Consider the following 16,829-nt stretch of genomic DNA (forward strand, 5'->3'; position numbering starts at 1 on the left):
GGATTTAAACAGGCCGCGGGGGCTGCGTTTATTTCAGTCTCCGGTCCGGAGAGATATTCTGGTTTTCGTTCTTCAACCTGAAAAACAGGAAGCAGATTCCCAGCAGAATGGCCGGGAAGGGGGGCACCAGAATCGCATACCAGCGAATCCGGTTCTCGATTTCCCGGATCTGCCGCTCGGTCTGGGCCTTGATCTTTTCGACCTGCCGCTGCTTTTCCCGTTCGATCTTGGCTTCGTCTACTTCCAGTCGACGGCTTTCGTTTTCTTCCGCCATTCTTAACCGGATCTGCTTTTCCCTGCTGTCCATGGAAGGATCTTTTTCAATCTTCTCCCGCTGCTCCTTGAGGCGATCGCGGGCTTCCTGCAGTTTGGCGTCGGCGTCTTCGTTGGCCTTTTCCCGTTCGGCATTCCGCTCTTTGATGAAGACTGAAGTTTCGCGTTCGACCAGGGTCAGAGTCCGGTGTTTCTGGCGGCGTTTGCGAAGTGAAATATAAGAGTCGTCTCCGGCCAGCTGGTCGACACAGTTCAGCAGGAAGGTGACGTTGTCAATCTTCAGCCCGAATGCCTGGCGCTCGCGGATGTTGAACAGTTCATCCGAGATCAGGTCGGCATCAGCGACAAAGATCACATTCAGGTCTTTCACTTTCGATTTCGGGGTCGACGTGATATGCGCTGCCAGTACCTGCGCGTATTTGTCAATCTTGCGAATGGGATCCTGCACAATACGGACTGAGTTGAAAAACGGGCTGGTGATCTCATCCCACGCCAGCACACCGGAGTTGGGGCCGGTTTTCAGCAGCGGCTCGAATTTGAGATCGCGCTCTTCTTTTTTCCAGGGGCGGATACTCCCCGGGAAGAAGGTCAGTATTTCCTGCAGGCCGCTGGTAATATTACTGTCCAGGCTGAATGCACTGGGGGTCCCGCTCTTGGGGCTGATGAAGATTAACTCCGGACGCACCACTTCGGCAAACTCGGGATGCGGGTTGAAGAAGTCGAAGACAACCTCCCCGTTGTCCCAGTCGATTTCCAGCAGACGCAGCAGTGGCGTCAGTCGACCATCATAGGCTTTGGGAGTGGGCGGCGGTTGACGCATCCCCATCATGCCTCCCGGACTCGGCTTTGGCATCCGTGGGGCCATCTGCAGTCCACGACCCCCGCCGAAGACCGGCATCGGGTCGTCGCAGATCAGCGTCGGTTTCCCTTTCTTGACGTAATCCACCAGGTTCTTCAACTGGGGTTCGGTCAGAGAGGAAGGCAGTACCGCCAGCAGCACGTCATAGTCGGTATCGCTGATTGGGGAGTCCGGCGAAACCTGCTCCACGCGGTATTGTTTCTTGAGTTCGCTGACAATCAGCCACGGGGGCTGATTGCCCCCCATACTCATATCCAGACCACCAAAAATGCGGGCATCGGTATTTAGAATCCCAACCGTCAGCCGGTCATCCTTAGAGACCGTGCGGATCGAGCGGGTCAATTCGTATTCGACAGGGGTCCCCACATTGAAGAACGGAATCACAACTTCATCGGTGGCACTCTTCACAACTGCACCCATGAAAATGGTTTCCACGTAAGCCCGTCCGCCCCGTTCGGTCTGTACCCGTTCGGGTGTAATATTCAGCAGCCGGGCTTCCTCTTCTTCCTTGCTGAAAGGCTCAACGTCTACGAACCGTACCTGCAGGCGTTTGCCGCCCATCTGGTCGTATTCGCGCAGCAGGCCGATCAGCCGTTTGCGGATCGGGACGTATTCCCGCGAGACTTCCGGGCTGATAAAGGCTTCAATGGTGACGGGGTTCTTATCGTCAATTTTCGCGATCAGGTCTTTCGTCGTTCGTGACAGGCTGTAAACCTTCTCACTGGTCATATCGATGCTGCTGCTGCCATATGAGACAATCGCATTCACGCTGATCAGTATCACTGCCAGGGAGATCGTCCGTACCAGGTACTGCAGGCCCATGGTGTTCTGTTCCTGGGAACTCCAGTGTCTGCGGGTGATGAGGACCCGGTTGAGGTACAGCATCATGATTGCCAGCGAGATGAAATACAGAATCGATGCCAGCGGCAGGACGCCGGTGCTGAAGTCCTGGAATTGCTGCACGAGGCTCAGGCTCTGGATCAGATCGCTGGAAGGGGCAACCTGTCCGATGAAGATCGGGACCGCGCAGATCACGGTTCCCAGCACAAACGCGACCGTAGTGCTGCTGGTCAGCGCGGAAGCGAACATACCCGCAGCCAGCAGAGAAGCACCGGCCAGCCAGTATCCGAAGTAAGTGGTAAACATCAGGCCCAGATCCGGATTGCCGATGCTGTACAGGACGAAAATGTGCGTCAGCGAGAACAGCAGGGCAATCGTGTAGACGGCCAGAACCGCCAGGAATTTCCCCAGCAGGATTTCCAGGTCCGAGGCGGGCAGGGTAAACAGCAGTTCGTCGGTCCCCATTTTTTTCTCATCTGCCCAGACGCCCATCGTGATGGCCGGGATGATGAACAGCAGCAGCAGGGGATACCACAGGCTCAACTGGTCCAGGTTGGCCTGGTTGTTGGCGAAGAACTGCTGGTTGAAGGCAGCGAAGGCACCGGCGACCACGAAGACGACAATAAACAGATAACCGAGCACTCCGGAAAAGTAACTCTGTACGTTTCGCTTGAAGACGGCCAATACAACGTTGTTCCGCAACATAACAGAAGGGTCCTTACGTCAGCTTTATGATAGAACGAAATTGGTCGGTAAAAGAGAATTTATGCGTGTGTCAGTTTATGGAAGCAGTCTTCCATCTCTTCCTGACTGTTGCCCAGTTCATCGACCGGGCCATCAAACACAATCGATCCCTGGTTGATCAGGATCACGCGGCTGCAGACGGCTTTGACTTCCTGCAGAATATGGGTCGAAAGCAGAATCGTTTTCGTTTTGCCCAGGCTGCGAATCAGGTCGCGGACGGACTGGTTCTGGTTCGGGTCCAGTCCGCTGGTCGGTTCGTCCAGAATCAGAATGTCCGGATCGTGCAGCAGCGCCTGGGCCATGCCCACCCGCTGCCGGAAACCGCGCGACAGTTTGCGGATCGGCTTCTTCCACACGCTGCTCAGATCGCATTTTTCCATGACAAACTCCAGCCGGTTGCTGAGTTCGGCGCTGGACATGCCCCGCACACCCCCTGCGTATTTCAGAAAGCCCAGCGGCGTCATTTCTTCATACAGGGGCCCGTTTTCAGGCAGGTAGCCCAGTTTCTGACTGGCTTCGATCCGTTGGGTGCTGACATCATAACCGCCGACACGCGCCTGGCCTTCACTGGGAGAAAGAAAGCCCGTCAGCAGTTTCATCGTCGTCGACTTGCCCGCACCGTTGGGGCCCAGAAAGGCGGCCACCTGACCGCGGGGGACGGAAAAAGTCACGTTGCGGGTGGCAGCGAACTGACCATAAAACTTGCTTAGTCCAATGGCCTCGATCATGCTCTCGGAAGCCGTGCCCGTCGCTGACCCGGCAGGAGCTTGCTGAACCTGTTCCGACATTAGAATAATTCTCCCGATGATTATCTCGTGGTTGATTCAACAGTATGAATTTCTGTTACCGGCTAGTCTGCCGGACCGCTGCACATATTGGTACGGTCGAAAATGACAGACAGCTGGAAGATTTGTCCATTTTTAACTGGTCACTATTGAAAATACAACGTAGGTGGAGAGTACGTTTTGAGTTACCTGGATCTTCGTGGATGACTCGCTGTGATCGGCACTGTGGATCTTGGCCGGGAAAACGGAGTGAGATCCGGCGGTCTCCTTATAGAAATAAACGCCTCTTTTTCTGATGTCCAGCCTGTTTAGGCAGGTTTTACGAAATTCAGCCCGGTGTGTTTAAGTACAAAAAAATCGGTTGTACCGTCAGCCGATACAACCGATTTCTGTCTGTAGATTTTTTCAGGATTATTCCTGAACCACTTCTACGGCCTGATCCATTTGTTCGAAGTGTTTCTGGACATTGTACTTCGCCTGCAGATCTTTGCCCCAGGCCTGGATGGTCTGCACCTGCTCCTGCTGTGCCATCGGCAGGTATGGCGAGAAGAAGAAGAACAGGTCCGTTTTCAGGAATTCCTGATACATGGCAGTCTGGCCGCCCGGTGTCGAAGGAATCCGGTTCAGGACTTTCACGACATAAGCAACCGACTTGTCGGCGTTCAGGGCCACGCCCACACCTCCGTCCTGCAGGTTGTCGAAGACCTGTTCCATGAAGTCGTTGCCGGCTCCATCGATGGCAGAGATCGTTGACAGTTCCGGCCGCGGAAATGAGAACGGATTGCTGGCACCAGCGGTCGAAGTCCGCAGCCAGCTGAAGGATTCGGTGGTCTGCGTCAACAGCTCGGTTCCCTCTTTCTTGCCGGTAATCGTCTGGCCTTTCAGGGCTTCCTGCATTTCTTTGTCACCCGCTTTGGTGACCAGGGCCTGCAGTTCTTCTGCCCGTTTCTGAGCCAGGGGACGGGCTTTTTCCGTTTTGATCTGCGCGACGATCTCTTTCTGAATTTCAGGATCATCGAATTTGGGAACCATCGTGTCTGTGTGATCGATTTTCCAGTATGAAATCAAAGCACTGGAGAAGGAATCTTCCGCCTCAAAGGTGGTGTAAAGCTGGTCGATCGGAGTGCCGAACAATTGCTCGAGTACGGTTCGCGGCTGTGCCGTAAATTCATTCAGGGTCGGTTCGCGCGCCGTGCCCAGCGGATACTTTTCGGACTCCGAAAGTTCCTGAGCCGTCATCAGGGGAGTGATGTTATACACCAGGTGATGTTTCGCAGCGTATTTTTTGAGCTGCTCAGTGACCTCTTTCGGTGTGGGAGGTGTTTCCGCAGTATCGGGAGTGTTGATCGCGTAGCTCAGGTCATTCATGAAGGTGGCGGCTGCATTAATCTTTTCCTTCATCAACGCCAGCGTTCGTTCCCGGAGCAGCTGGTCGCGAATTTCGCTTTTCAGCTCGTCGTTGAGGGGACGATACGGTTCCAGTGGCGGAGGTGCCGTGGTGGCACTTTCCGGCTGAGACTCAGCAGGCTTGGCTGCCGGTTTCGTTTCTGGTTTTGTCTCTGATTTCGTTTCCGGCTGGGGTTTGGGAGCGTCAGCCGGATTTTTGGCGGGCTCTGTCTTGGCCGGTTCTTTCTTTGCGGGTTCTTTTTTAGCCGGCTGCTTTTCATCCAGCAGGGCGACAAAGGTGGTTTGATCGGAATCGAGGGCACTCGTTTTGTCCTTGGATTCCGTTTTCTCTTTCTCTTTGGGTGTTGCTTCCGGTTTGGGTTTGCTGTCCGCCTTCGGTGCCGGGGGCTCTGGCTTGTCCGCTTTCGGGGCTGCGGACTCTTTAGGAGCAGCCGGTGTTTTCTCGCTGGCAGCAGGCTTGGGGGCTTCGATCGGCTGGTCTCCCTGCGGGGCGGTGGGGGCTCCCGGGAGATTCAACAGGGGATCGTTGGGGATCGGATTATTCTTGTAGAGCGTTTCCTTGTTCTCTTCGTAAAACGCTTTAATTTCTTCCGGTTTCACAGGGGGAACCAGTTTTTCCGTCTCTTCGTAATCAGCGAGCAGGTACTCGACCCTGACTTTGGGAGGCTGCAGCAGGCCGGGAGAACCCGGACCTTTCTGATTGGGGAAGACGGACTTGTAGTTTTCGTAAAACGCCTGTTTCTCGGCATCCGTCGGTTCGGGAATCTGACCTTCAAAGTCCTTCACAGGCAGGGCGGCCACTTCCAGCTCTTCACGGACGTTGAACTTCTTATAGAAATTCCAGTACTGGTCCGGCGTCAACGAGACTTCAGGGCTCTTAAGCTGGAACGCGAGTCGGGCTTTTAACTGATTCCGCAGAATTTCGTAAATCTGGCCCTGGGTGACTCCCATTTTCTGGCAGACTTCCTGGAATGCGTCCCGGCTCAGCTTATTGTTGGTGTACCGGGAGATATAATTGGAGATCGCATCATCGGAGACCACCAGTTGCATCTTGTCCGCCTCTTTGCGGAGCAGGAATTCCAGAATCATGTCATCTTCGGAACTCTCAACAAACGGAAATCCGAACAGGGCACCCTGGGGAACCCGTGCTCTCTGCTGTTCTTCTTCTGTGAGTGAAGCAAAATAGGACTGGGCCACGAACTGATTCGCGATCCGCCGGTTATTGAGCATTTCCTGGAACTGCTGCTGATCGATCTCACCTGCTGACGAGGTCACGACATTGGCGGCACCCATCTGGGGCATGTTCATGTAACCGACAATGAAACCGATGACAACGCCGACAGCGGCGAACTCTTTCCCCTTGCCGCGATCTTTTCCAAGGAACCAGAACAGCGCGCCGACAAACAGCATGCCCAGAATCGGCGGTGCCTGATTCACATTCATCTGGCCCAGGATGATAAAGGCGAACATCGCCAGAATGGTCAGGGGAACCATTAATACTTTTTGATTTTTACGAAACAATTCCAGTGGCGAGGCCATGCTGTTTCCTTCTTGAGTCTGCAAGTCGAACGAAATCGATTTCCTGTCGTCTGTTTCCGGAAGGAACAGGGATCCAGCGGCCAGGCCGCCATGATTCCTATCTCCCGGTTGGAAAAGAGTTTTCCGTTTAATCCATGTGTTGTAATTTATTCCGGCAATTCGTGAAAGTCTTCTCTGAAAGAATCCTGCGGTTTCCCGCCTGTTCTTATGTCGAAAAGGGCCACTTTCGGGGAGTCGAACCGGTGTGAAAAAATAATTACAGGCTTGACAGGGACTTTTATCGCGGTTATGGATTGCCGGATGAAATGATCAAATGGATCCAAAGACAGCGATTCAATGTTGTCTCTATCAGAAGTACGTTGAGCCGCGTATTGTAGCCAGGAGAACTCTGGTGGCAAGGTTGACGTCGGTTTCCCAGGAAGGACAGATCCGGTGGCAAAGAAAAAGCTGAAAGCACTGGTGATCGTGGAATCACCTGCCAAGGCCAAGAAGATCGGAAGCTATTTAGGCAGTGATTATAAGGTACTGGCCAGCATGGGCCACGTGCGCGATCTGCCCGCGAAAGCCTCTGATGTTCCTTCCGAATTCAAGAAAAAACATAAATGGGCCACCCTGGGGGTGAATGTCGAATCGGAATTCGAACCCTATTATCTGGTCCCGAAAGAGAAGAAAAAGACCGTCAAAGAGCTCAAAGACGCCCTCAAGGACGCTGAAGAGCTGATTCTCGCGACCGACGAAGACCGCGAAGGGGAAAGCATCGGCTGGCATCTCACCGAGCTGCTCAAGCCGAAAGTGCCCGTAAAACGCATGGTTTTCTCCGAAATTACCGAAGAGGCCATCAAAGAAGCCATCGAAAATCCCCGCGATCTGGATCTGAACCTCGTCTCTGCCCAGGAGACCCGGCGGGTCCTCGACCGTCTGTATGGGTTTACACTGAGCCCCCTGTTGTGGAAAAAAGTCGCCCGGGGTCTGTCAGCCGGTCGCGTGCAGTCTGTTGCCGTCCGGGTCCTGGTCCAGCGGGAACTGGAACGACTGGCCTTTAAAAGTGGTACCTACTGGGACTTGAAGGCGCTCCTCAAAACCGAAGCAGGGGCCGAATTCGAATCCATGCTGATGACCGTCGGGGGCAAAAAAGTTGCCAGCGGTAAAGACTTCGACGAATCCACGGGGAAACTGAAAGAAGGCGCGGACGTCCTGCTGCTCAATGAACAGCAGACCGACGAACTGCTGGAACGCGTCAAAAAATCGGACTGGACCGTCACCTCGGTCGAACAGCGTCTGCAGTCGCGCAAGCCTCCCGCACCGTTCACGACCAGTACGCTGCAGCAGGAAGGCAACCGCAAGCTGAACATGTCGGCCCGGGAAACCATGCAGGTGGCCCAGCGGCTCTACGAAGACGGTCATATTACTTACATGCGTACCGACAGTGTGAACCTGTCCAATGAAGCGATTACCGGATCCCGCCAGCGGATCGAAGATCTGTACGGTAAAGATTATCTCAGTGCCGACATTCGCCGCTTCGAAACCAGCTCCAAAGGGGCACAGGAAGCACACGAAGCGATTCGTCCCGCTGGTAAGCTGATGAAAACCGCCGAGGAACTGGGACTCAAAGGGCAACAGGCCAAACTATACGGCATGATCTGGAAACGGACGATGGCCACCCAGATGGAAGAAGCACGCCTCCGCTTCCAGACGGTTACGATCACAGCCGACGATGCCGAATTCCGGGCCACGGGCCGCCATGTCGAATTTCCCGGTTTCTTCCGCGCCTATGTCGAAGGGGTCGATGATCCGGAAGCCGCGCTCGACGATTCCGAATCCATGCTGCCACCGCTGGAAGAGAATCAGAAACTGGATCCCAGCGAAGTCGAACCACTCAAGCACGAAACCAAGCCCCCCGCGCGGTACACGGAAGCCACGATCGTTCGCAAGCTGGAAAGCGAAGGGGTGGGCCGTCCGAGTACGTACGCCTCCATCATTGGCACCATTCAGGACCGGGGCTACGTTAAGAAATCAGGCAGTCAGCTGGTCCCCACCTTCACCGCCCTGGCGGTTACACGACTGTTGGAAAAATTCTTCCCGAACCTGGTCGATCTGCAGTTCACCGCTGCCATGGAACAGGAACTGGATGACATCGCGGTCGGCGAAGGGGATCGTCTGCCTTATCTGAATCACTTCTATCGGGGTGAAGAAGGGCTGGACGAACAGGTCAAATCCAAGGAAGAGACCATCGACGCCCGCGAAATCTGCACGCTCAATCTGGAAGGGATCGAGTCAGCGGTTCGCGTGGGGCGTTATGGTCCTTACGTGACCGATGAGAACGAAGAAGAACCCGTTTCCGCTTCGATTCCAGATAACATCGCTCCTGCTGATCTGACCAACGATCTGGCACAGAAACTGATTCGCCAGAAGAGTGAAGGCCCCAAGGCGCTGGGGATGCACCCCGAAGAAAACACACCGATTTACAAACTGCACGGTCCGTTCGGACCGTACCTGCAACTGGGGGATGTCGTCGAAGACGGGCCGAAGCCGAAACGCGTCGGCATTCCGAAAACCGTCGACCCGGATACGGTCGACTTTGAAACCGCGCTCAAATATCTGAGCCTGCCCCGCTTTCTGGGTGAGCATCCCGAGACGGGCAAGAAAGTCAACGCGGGTATCGGCCGCTTCGGTCCCTACGTGCTGCACGACAAGGTTTACAAGTCGTTGACCAAAGACGACGACGTGCTGACTATCGGCCTGGAGCGCGCAGTCGAACTGCTCAAGCAGGCCCGAAGGCGCAGTGCACCAACGCCGATTCGCGAACTGGGTAAACATCCGGAAGACGAAGAACTCGTCGCCATCTACGACGGGCGCTATGGGCCTTACGTAAAGCATGGCAAAATCAATGCGACCATTCCGAAAGGCTACGAAGTCGAAAATGTAACGCTGGAGCAGGCGGTCGAATGGCTCGAAGCCAAGGCAGCCAAGAAGGGCACTAAGAAAACTGCGGCGAAGAAAAAGGCTGCTAAAAAGAAAACCTCCACCAAAAAATCAGCGGCCAAAAAGACCACCAAAAAGAAGGCTGCAGCGAAAAAGAAGACGACGAAAAAGAAAGCGGCCAAAAAAACAACGAAGAAGAAAGCCGCTGAGAAAAAAGAGGACGCTGAGTAAACCGCTCAGGCGGACGCCTTCGATTGATCGGTCGACTGATCCGTTTCGGTATCAGCAGCAGGCGGCGGCTTCATATCCAGTTCCTCCGCGCATTTCTTCCGATCGGCTGCTTGCACCTCGGATTCATCCAGGTCAAATTCTTCGATCAGTTCCCGTCGTCGCTGGTTGACCTGGCGATCAAATTCAGAGAGCACATCGAGTGCCCGATCGCGCGAGGTCACCAGTCCAATAATCAGATACTGGATGATCGCCATGCCGTAGCAGACCCAGCCCACGGTATCGATGGCAATCGCAGACAGGATCGCAAACACTGGCGACGAACGGTTGACATGCTGGCAGAGAAACCCTTTTAAAATGGCTCGCCATTTTTCTTTCAGCTCCCGCCAGATACCGTATTCCCGTGACAGCTTCAGTTTGGGCGGACCCGGGTGGATAATGGAGAAAAGTTCCTGGTCGGGCATCACTTCAATCACGCCAATGACGAGCATGATCCGAAAACCCATCAGCACGGGGTTGGCGCTTTCTTCCGGCTGCACGCCTGGCAACCAGGAGAACAGTGCCGCTTCCATATTTTTGGTGGCCACCAGCAGCAGCAGTGAGCCGCGAAACCATTGCTCCAGGTCTTTTTCGAGCTCTTCGTCAATATCCTGAACCCGCACCACCTTGTTCATGAACAGGTGGAAAATCGGAATTGCAATCAGCCCCACCAGGAAGCGTGTGACCGGTTTCAACAGGCTCCTGAGGTAAGGTCTGATGCTATTGATCAGGATGTTTAACAATCCACCCACAACAGTTCCATTCTGGTCTTAGGGTATCAGCGCGAGTTGGTTTCCCTGCTGGATGAAACGGATTTCATGTCAGCGGGGATCAAAAAAGGCCTCGGAAAACCGGGCTGGCAGTAGAGACCGGGGCTCTATTATGTCGCAAAACGCGACAGGGAAACAAGGCAGATTCAAGCTTCGAGATTACCAGCGAATCTGTGAGTAGAGTTGCAGTAACCTCTGGCCACGATTCGGGTTGAGTTGCTGAATGTAAGCGATTTTCCCCCGCAGGTGACTGGCAAAATCCGGATGCTGGTCCCGATTTTGCGTCTCCGGGCCCCGGCGGATGCAGTTTGTGAGAATTGCTTTCAGGCGGTCAAACTCTTTGCGGGAAATATTGGTGTGCTCATTCACGACCACACCGGTGACGGTCTGCCGCTGATTGTTTCTGATCACACGCCGTTTCTCCTGGTTCACCTGAAAACGTTCCGAACTGATGATCTGCTGGACCAGCGGAATAAACACGCGCAGCGATCGCAGAAATGATTCTGGGCCGGAGAAGGTCAGGTCGTCTGCATAACGGGTATAGTCGGCTCCGAAGGAACGTGCCAGACCCGAGAGCCGCACGTCCAGCGAATACGCGGACAGGTTCGCCAGTGCCGGAGAAGTGGGCGCTCCTTGAGGCAGATGCCGCGGGAGATAAGGGAGTAGCGGTCGCAGTGTGCCATCCGGAAAGGGCAGGTTGGCGGGGATGGACGAAGTCGTCAGGCGGGCCAGCCAGAGTGCCGCCTCCCGGCAGTAACCGAGAGTGCGGAAGATTGCCACCACCCGTGAGAATTTCACACTCGAGTAAAAGTTTTCCAGATCGAATTTCACCACCACACGTTTCCCGGCATGCGGGCGGGCATTGGTCACGGGAGAATGGCCGGTGACAAATCCATGAGCCGAATGATGCATCGGGATCTGGCTGAGAATTTCCTGCTGGATCTGATTCTGAGCCATTTTCAGAAAGGGACGCGGCGCTTCGATGAGTCGGAAGCCGTTCCGTTTCGGCAGCCAGTGATAGCTGTAGTGGGCCTCGTTCACATCTTCCGGGCCGTCGCTGTAATTGTAGCGGTGTGTCAGCCAGGCGAGTTTTCCCAGCGGAATTTCCAGCCACTGCGCCAGTTCCAGTGGCGTGCAGAACTGAGGCAGCTGATGGTGACTCAGCAGGGCCGAATCACCATCCTGGGTCATATCGAAATAATGTCCGGTCATCGCGCCATAGCGGGCCAGTTCGTAAGGCGGGGTGGGGACTTCTTCAATCGTGAGCTTGGTCTGCTTCTGGCGTTTGGGATACCGCAGTGGATGCAGACGGACTTTACGACGCGGTTGAGGTGGCCGGTCACTCTCTTGCCGGTAAGTCTCTTGTTCGGGGGCGGGGCTGGAGGGCGGTGCCTGACCAGATCGGTCCGGAGGAGAACCGAAGAGCTGGCGAATAAAATCAAATAAGCCCATTCAAACAACCTGCAGTCAGTACAATGCAATGCGGATCAGAAGCGGGTCAGCGCAAAAAATGGCCAGCGGGCCGCACAACCATTCCTGTGGCGAAGTGTTGCAACGAAAATGGTCTTTCGTTGCGACACTTCACCTGTCGTAGTCTGGTCAATTCTTCTCCCGCGGGGTATCCCCGCAGTGCTCTGAGAAATCGGTCAGGATTCAATCAGAGTCAGAGCTTGTGCGACCCACTGCCCATCCGACTGCAAATCGTATCCTTTTCGTGAGATGCGTCAATGTTAAGTCGCTTGAATTCGCATTCCCCCCTGATTTTCCTGCGGGAAATCTGTACCGTAAACTGCTCGAACCGCGATGGATACATTAAAATGACCTGATTTAGCTCCCTGGAAACTGCAATTGCCCTGATTTCAGCACCCGACTACAGTGCCCCGGCTGGTCGGGAAGGATGCAGGAGTGCATTTCTGTTGACCATGCGATATGCTGTCTTTCAACCGGATCGAAATTTTCCGTTCCGGAATCCAATAGAACTATAGAAAGTGAAACTGATGCTGGGAAATGTCGCTCCCACCGAATTTGATTTACGATTTTCGCTCTTCGGAATCCCGGTGCGCGTGCATCCTCTGTTCTGGGCCGTGGCCGCCTTCATGGGCTGGTATCCGGAGAATCTGAAATTTACCCTGGTCTGGATGGCCTGTGTGTTCGTTTCCATTCTGGTTCATGAACTGGGGCATGCCATTATGGCAAAACACTTCGGCTGGCCTCCGGAAATCGTCCTGTACCATTTCGGCGGACTGGCCATCTACCAGCCTTATTCCGGGCTGACCACGCAACGCTCAATCATCATTTCAGCCGCTGGTCCCATGGCCGGTTTCGTCTTGTATGGGACGGTCTGGCTGTTCGATTTTTTTTCGTTCCGCCACGGCCTCTGGAATGGTCTGAGCCTGGAAGCAAGGCAATACATCATCATTGCCTTTAACGACCTGATGTTCATCAACCTCTACTGGGGGCTGATCAACCTGGCGCCGGTTCTCCCCCTGGATGGGGGCCATATTTGTGATGACATCTGCAAGTCCGTCAAGCGTTATCGGGGCGATATCCTGGCGATGCAGATTTCCATGGTCGTCGCTGGCGGGCTGGCCGCTTACTTTTTCATGCACCACCAGCGTTATGCGGGCATCATGTTCGCGCTGTTTGCCTTCTTCAACTTCCAGTCGTACCAGCAGCGCAACCGGGCCTGGTAAGGCGATGACGGAGTCGTGTCCGCATTAGAAGCCCAGACCGTCTCCGTTTAGTTCACCGGTTTTCACGGTACCATCGGTGATTTTGAACATGCCGGGGTAGGAGCGGGTCCATTTTTTGTTCGGGCCCGGGCAATACTGGCGACCGTTCCCTTCGATGGCAGCGACGGTCGGAATGCGGGCCGCCAGACTCGCCGAGTGCAGGAAGGAATAACCACAGCAGGTCAGGTCCTGTACGCAGAGGAACATGTCGAACTTCTGAGCTGCGGCACCCAGGAACAGAGACTCGGTCTGTCCCTTGCACGCTTTGAGGGCCACACCGGAATACCCCAGATCGCGGCTTAAAAGCAGCGATTCGTAGTCCACCAGCGATTCGTCGATCACGACCGGCTTGATCTTCGCTGCTTCATGCATTTTATTATCGGGGTTCGCTTTCAGATCGCGGTTGGTGGGCTGTTCGATGTACTGCACACGGTCAAAAGCAGCCGGAGACTGCTCACGCACCTTGTTCAGAAAGTCCAGCACGTAATCCACGTTCTCGCACTTTTCATTGAAGTCCAGCGAATAGCACCACGTATCCTGGCCCCGTTCCGCCTGGGCTTTTGCCGCTTCGTTTTCGACGGCCACCACGCGGCTGATATCCCAGTCCAGGTTGTCACCCGAGAGTTTGATTTTGAGATGCGTCAGACCGTCGGCTTTGATCCACTCAGCCAGAGTTTCCGGCAGACCGTCGTTGATCCGTTCGGAGATATCGGCTTCGGTAATCGGGTCCAGGGCACCTACCAGGTGGTACAGAGGCAGGGTCGGCTTAGGGGCGCGGAGCGTATATTGATCCAGGTATTCGCCTGCGAACTGATCGTCGAGGTACTCGGTCAGGTCGTGGTTCATAAATTCTTCAGACAGCCCGTTGTAGCTGTTGATGTGATTCGCCCGACCGAACCCGTCGTGAATCGCCGCGTCCAGCGGACTGGAAGCGACCAGTTGAGCCAGCTCCGGAATCTCTTCTTCCAGGCCCAGTCGCTTCGAAAGCTTCTTGGCCATGAAATGATATTCAGCCGAAATATGATACATCAGGTCGATGGGATGCGCGATTTCCGGACAGATATTGGCGATTTCCACCGCTTCTTCCAGAAACTCGATCATCGCTTTCAGGGAATCCTCAGGGCTGACTACCGAGGACGGCCAGGCCCAGATATTGCCTGCCGGCATGCTGCCGATGCCTATCCCCTGTTTGCCGGAACGGGTTTCAACGATGACCTCCACGTTCAGCAGCACGCTGCTGTCCATCACCCGACCACCAAACTTCAGTGGGGTGCGAAAGGGAACTTCTTCCGTTGAAAATTTTGCCTCAACAATTTTGATGTCTGTTGACTTGGCCATCGGTCCTGAATTATTCCTTCATGTTGATTGATGAACCGGAAAGGTCGATCATCTGTGAATTATTATGTCGTCTGTTTGAACGCTGATTCTGGAGTCGTTTCGGAGAAAACCAGACTCTCCAGTATCGACTATACCCGGCCCGAAGGCTCTTGCCAAACGCAGTCGTGATCACGCAACGGGACTGTGTTCGATTTTATAGTCAATGCGGAGATTCTTCAAGAAACGAATTGCCTTCCGCCTCGCTGGAAAAAAAACAGGAAAAAAAGTGATTTTCCTGTTCCGTAGAGTCCAGCAGACTGGTAAGCAGATCGGCCGCCGCTCGTTCCGGGACTCCCTCCGGTGCCAGCAGCATCTGGTAAGTCCGCAGCCTGTCTGAGAGGACTTTCAGGCTTTCACGCTGGTTCCTGCCTGTACCATACACGGAGCAAAAGGGGGTGCCCCCGGGAATTGAAGTGCCGGGATAGGGAAGATCGGCACTTTCGGGGACTGCGAACAGGTCTCTCTGCATCTCCGGTAAAGGGATGTCGGGAGCACATCGATCCTGGCGGGCATACAGAATGCCTTTCGCGATCTGCGGAAAGGACTGTTTGATTGACTCCACAAGTTGATTCTGTAACTCTGCCGGCGAGCCATATCTGGTGGGGTCGCCATGAAAAGAACGGCAGGCACCCAGGTGCCAGGCGAGCAGAGGCAACCGGTATTGCAGCTCGAACAGTTCCGTCAGTGCTGTGTACCGAGGATTGACTTCGGTCAGCCAGAGCCGATCTCGCTCCGAGGAATGCCAGATCAGGTCACAGCCAAACAACCCCTGGATCCCGCACCCTTGAGCGAGGGTGGTTCCCAGGTCTTCCAGCGTGGATCGCAATCGGTCGGTGACCGGCGAGATGGTGACGCCGCCACAATATTGAAATCCGCGCGCTCCCAGAACCGGATTCCCGCAGAACTGGAGTGCCAGCCCGACAAGCACGACTGCTTCTGGAAACGCGATGAACAGTGCCGACAGCGGCTGCCCCGGTTGATACCGTTGCAGATAGCAGCCTTGAGCGTCTTGTGAGTCTGGTTGTGGGGAGTTCAGCAATCGAATTCCCAGGCCGGCAGCACTGCGGAGCGGCTTGCAGAGCCAGTTCTCAGGATCGGCGGGATGTGCATCAATGGGCAGGCAGGGGGCCATGCAGATCGGATGCCCGCTGATGAGCTGTTCCACAAAAAATGGATCACGCACGCGCTGCAGAGAGTCCGGACCACAGCCCCGCAGGCGATGCCGTTCGCTGATCTGAGAAATGAGTTCGCGCTGGTTCTCCATTCCGCCAGTGTAGATCCACTCCAGTGAACTGTAAGCTGCGAGCACGCGCAGCCATCCGTCGGGTTCAGAGGTCCGGGGGATGACAGCCGCGAGGGCATGCAGGTCCTGGTCGCCATACTGGTCGACACAGAGCGGACGGTAACCGGCGCGTCGCGCAGAGGCTGCTGCAGCGCGGGTACTGGCACCCACAATCAGCAGGTCAGGGGATTCAGATTGTGTCTGTGTGAGTCTGGTATTCATGAAATCAGGATCGGTGTGAAAGACATGATAATTTTATGAGGATTTAGACTGAATACCAGCGGTTTACTGGCAATCCGGTTCTCAAATTGTTATTACTTGATACAGGCTACGAATGATCCAAGGCGAACCTGACTTTCGCAGTTTGTTTCGCCGTCCGTTCAGGACTGCGGTATTCGTGATCCGTTTTCAAACTGTGCTTATAAGCATATCGAAGCGAACCTCATATGAAATGGAGAACGAAGAATGTCTATGTTTGTCGGTGAGTCACTTGTCGGTGAAGGTAATGAAGTTGCTCATATCGATCTGTTGATTGGTGACAAAAATGGTCCTGTCGGGGCTGCCTTTGCAAACGCCCTGTCCAGCCAGAAAATGGGTCACAGCAATCTGCTGGCTGTATTGACACCCAACCTGGCAGTTAAGCCCGCTACCGTGATGGTAACCAAAGTAACCATCAAAGGCGCCAAACAGGCCGTCCAGATGTTTGGTCCTGCTCAATACGCCGTTGCCAAAGCTGTTGCAGACAGCGTTGAAGCGGGCGTCATTCCTAAAGATCAGTGCGAAGACCTGGTCATCGTTTGTGGCGTTTTCATTCACTGGGAAGCCGATGACGACAAAAAGATCTTCGATTACAACTACGAAGCCACCAAGGAAGCCATTGCTCGTGCTATGAAGAATGAGCCTTCTGCAGATGAAATGATCGCCAAGAAGAGTGAAGCTTCTCACCCCTTCTATGCCGGCTGATCATTCCGCTTGAGGTGGAAAGATCGAATTCAGACCCCTGTTCGCATTGAACAGGGGTTTTTCCATTTG

The 16,829-nt window shown here is 54.5% G+C and carries 10 protein-coding genes; 3 read left to right on the forward strand and 7 right to left on the reverse strand.

Going from position 1 to position 16,829, the window contains the following annotated elements; genetic code table 11:
- Window positions 1–28 precede the first annotated feature (28 nt).
- The 3 genes from Enr10x_RS05355 to Enr10x_RS05365 form a co-directional block, all read right to left on the reverse strand.
- Window positions 29–2,677 carry a Gldg family protein gene (locus Enr10x_RS05355; RefSeq protein WP_145448367.1) on the reverse strand — a complete coding sequence of 883 codons (2,649 nt, stop codon included), beginning with the start codon at window positions 2,675–2,677 and terminating at the stop codon, window positions 29–31.
- 59 nt (window positions 2,678–2,736) lie between these two features.
- Entirely contained in the window at window positions 2,737–3,504 is a 768-nt protein-coding gene (locus Enr10x_RS05360) for an ABC transporter ATP-binding protein (protein WP_145448368.1), read from the reverse strand.
- A 408-nt stretch (window positions 3,505–3,912) separates the two neighbouring features.
- Window positions 3,913–6,447, reverse strand: a complete 2,535-nt coding sequence (locus tag Enr10x_RS05365; RefSeq protein WP_145448369.1) for a SurA N-terminal domain-containing protein — start codon at window positions 6,445–6,447, stop codon at window positions 3,913–3,915.
- Window positions 6,448–6,879: 432 nt separating this feature from the next.
- Here Enr10x_RS05365 and topA point away from each other — a divergent pair, with 432 nt between their 5' ends.
- Window positions 6,880–9,600: a type I DNA topoisomerase gene (gene topA, locus Enr10x_RS05370; RefSeq protein ID WP_197997490.1), complete on the forward strand. Its 2,721-nt coding sequence runs from the start codon at window positions 6,880–6,882 to the stop codon at window positions 9,598–9,600.
- Between the two features lie 5 nt (window positions 9,601–9,605).
- Here the strand turns inward: topA and Enr10x_RS05375 are convergent, their stop codons facing one another.
- Complete coding sequence (locus Enr10x_RS05375; protein ID WP_232093240.1) at window positions 9,606–10,331, reverse strand: DNA topoisomerase I; 726 nt, start codon at window positions 10,329–10,331, stop codon at window positions 9,606–9,608.
- A 234-nt stretch (window positions 10,332–10,565) separates the two neighbouring features.
- Window positions 10,566–11,858 carry a reverse transcriptase family protein gene (locus Enr10x_RS05380; protein WP_145448370.1) on the reverse strand — a complete coding sequence of 431 codons (1,293 nt, stop codon included), beginning with the start codon at window positions 11,856–11,858 and terminating at the stop codon, window positions 10,566–10,568.
- Window positions 11,859–12,403: 545 nt separating this feature from the next.
- Between Enr10x_RS05380 and Enr10x_RS05385 the strand changes: the two genes are divergently transcribed.
- Window positions 12,404–13,099, forward strand: a complete 696-nt coding sequence (locus Enr10x_RS05385; RefSeq protein WP_232093241.1) for a site-2 protease family protein — start codon at window positions 12,404–12,406, stop codon at window positions 13,097–13,099.
- 24 nt (window positions 13,100–13,123) lie between these two features.
- Here Enr10x_RS05385 and Enr10x_RS05390 read toward each other — a convergent pair whose 3' ends face one another.
- Window positions 13,124–14,476, reverse strand: coding sequence for an enolase C-terminal domain-like protein (locus Enr10x_RS05390; protein WP_145104725.1), 1,353 nt, complete (start codon window positions 14,474–14,476; stop codon window positions 13,124–13,126).
- A 199-nt stretch (window positions 14,477–14,675) separates the two neighbouring features.
- On the reverse strand, window positions 14,676–16,019 hold the full coding sequence (locus tag Enr10x_RS05395; protein ID WP_145448372.1) for an ATP-grasp domain-containing protein: 1,344 nt from the start codon (window positions 16,017–16,019) through the stop codon (window positions 14,676–14,678).
- Window positions 16,020–16,262: 243 nt separating this feature from the next.
- On the opposite strand from Enr10x_RS05395, the gene fae reads away from it, so the two are divergent.
- Entirely contained in the window at window positions 16,263–16,760 is a 498-nt protein-coding gene (gene fae / locus Enr10x_RS05400; RefSeq protein ID WP_145104734.1) for a formaldehyde-activating enzyme, read from the forward strand.
- Window positions 16,761–16,829: the final 69 nt, after the last annotated feature.

Source organism: Gimesia panareensis, assembly GCF_007748155.1.
GTDB classification, from domain to species: domain Bacteria; phylum Planctomycetota; class Planctomycetia; order Planctomycetales; family Planctomycetaceae; genus Gimesia; species Gimesia panareensis.

Bases quoted from the DNA above. Each gene is read 5' to 3' on its own strand.
- Enr10x_RS05355 (WP_145448367.1), bottom strand. From the start codon at position 2,677: ATGTTGCGGAACAACGTTGTATTGGCCGTCTTCAAGCGAAACGTACAG.
- Enr10x_RS05360 (WP_145448368.1), bottom strand. From the start codon at position 3,504: ATGTCGGAACAGGTTCAGCAAGCTCCTGCCGGGTCAGCGACGGGCACG.
- Enr10x_RS05365 (WP_145448369.1), bottom strand. From the start codon at position 6,447: ATGGCCTCGCCACTGGAATTGTTTCGTAAAAATCAAAAAGTATTAATG.
- Enr10x_RS05380 (WP_145448370.1), bottom strand. From the start codon at position 11,858: ATGGGCTTATTTGATTTTATTCGCCAGCTCTTCGGTTCTCCTCCGGAC.
- Enr10x_RS05385 (WP_232093241.1), top strand. From the start codon at position 12,404: ATGCTGGGAAATGTCGCTCCCACCGAATTTGATTTACGATTTTCGCTC.
- Enr10x_RS05390 (WP_145104725.1), bottom strand. From the start codon at position 14,476: ATGGCCAAGTCAACAGACATCAAAATTGTTGAGGCAAAATTTTCAACG.
- Enr10x_RS05395 (WP_145448372.1), bottom strand. From the start codon at position 16,019: ATGAATACCAGACTCACACAGACACAATCTGAATCCCCTGACCTGCTG.
- fae (WP_145104734.1), top strand. From the start codon at position 16,263: ATGTCTATGTTTGTCGGTGAGTCACTTGTCGGTGAAGGTAATGAAGTT.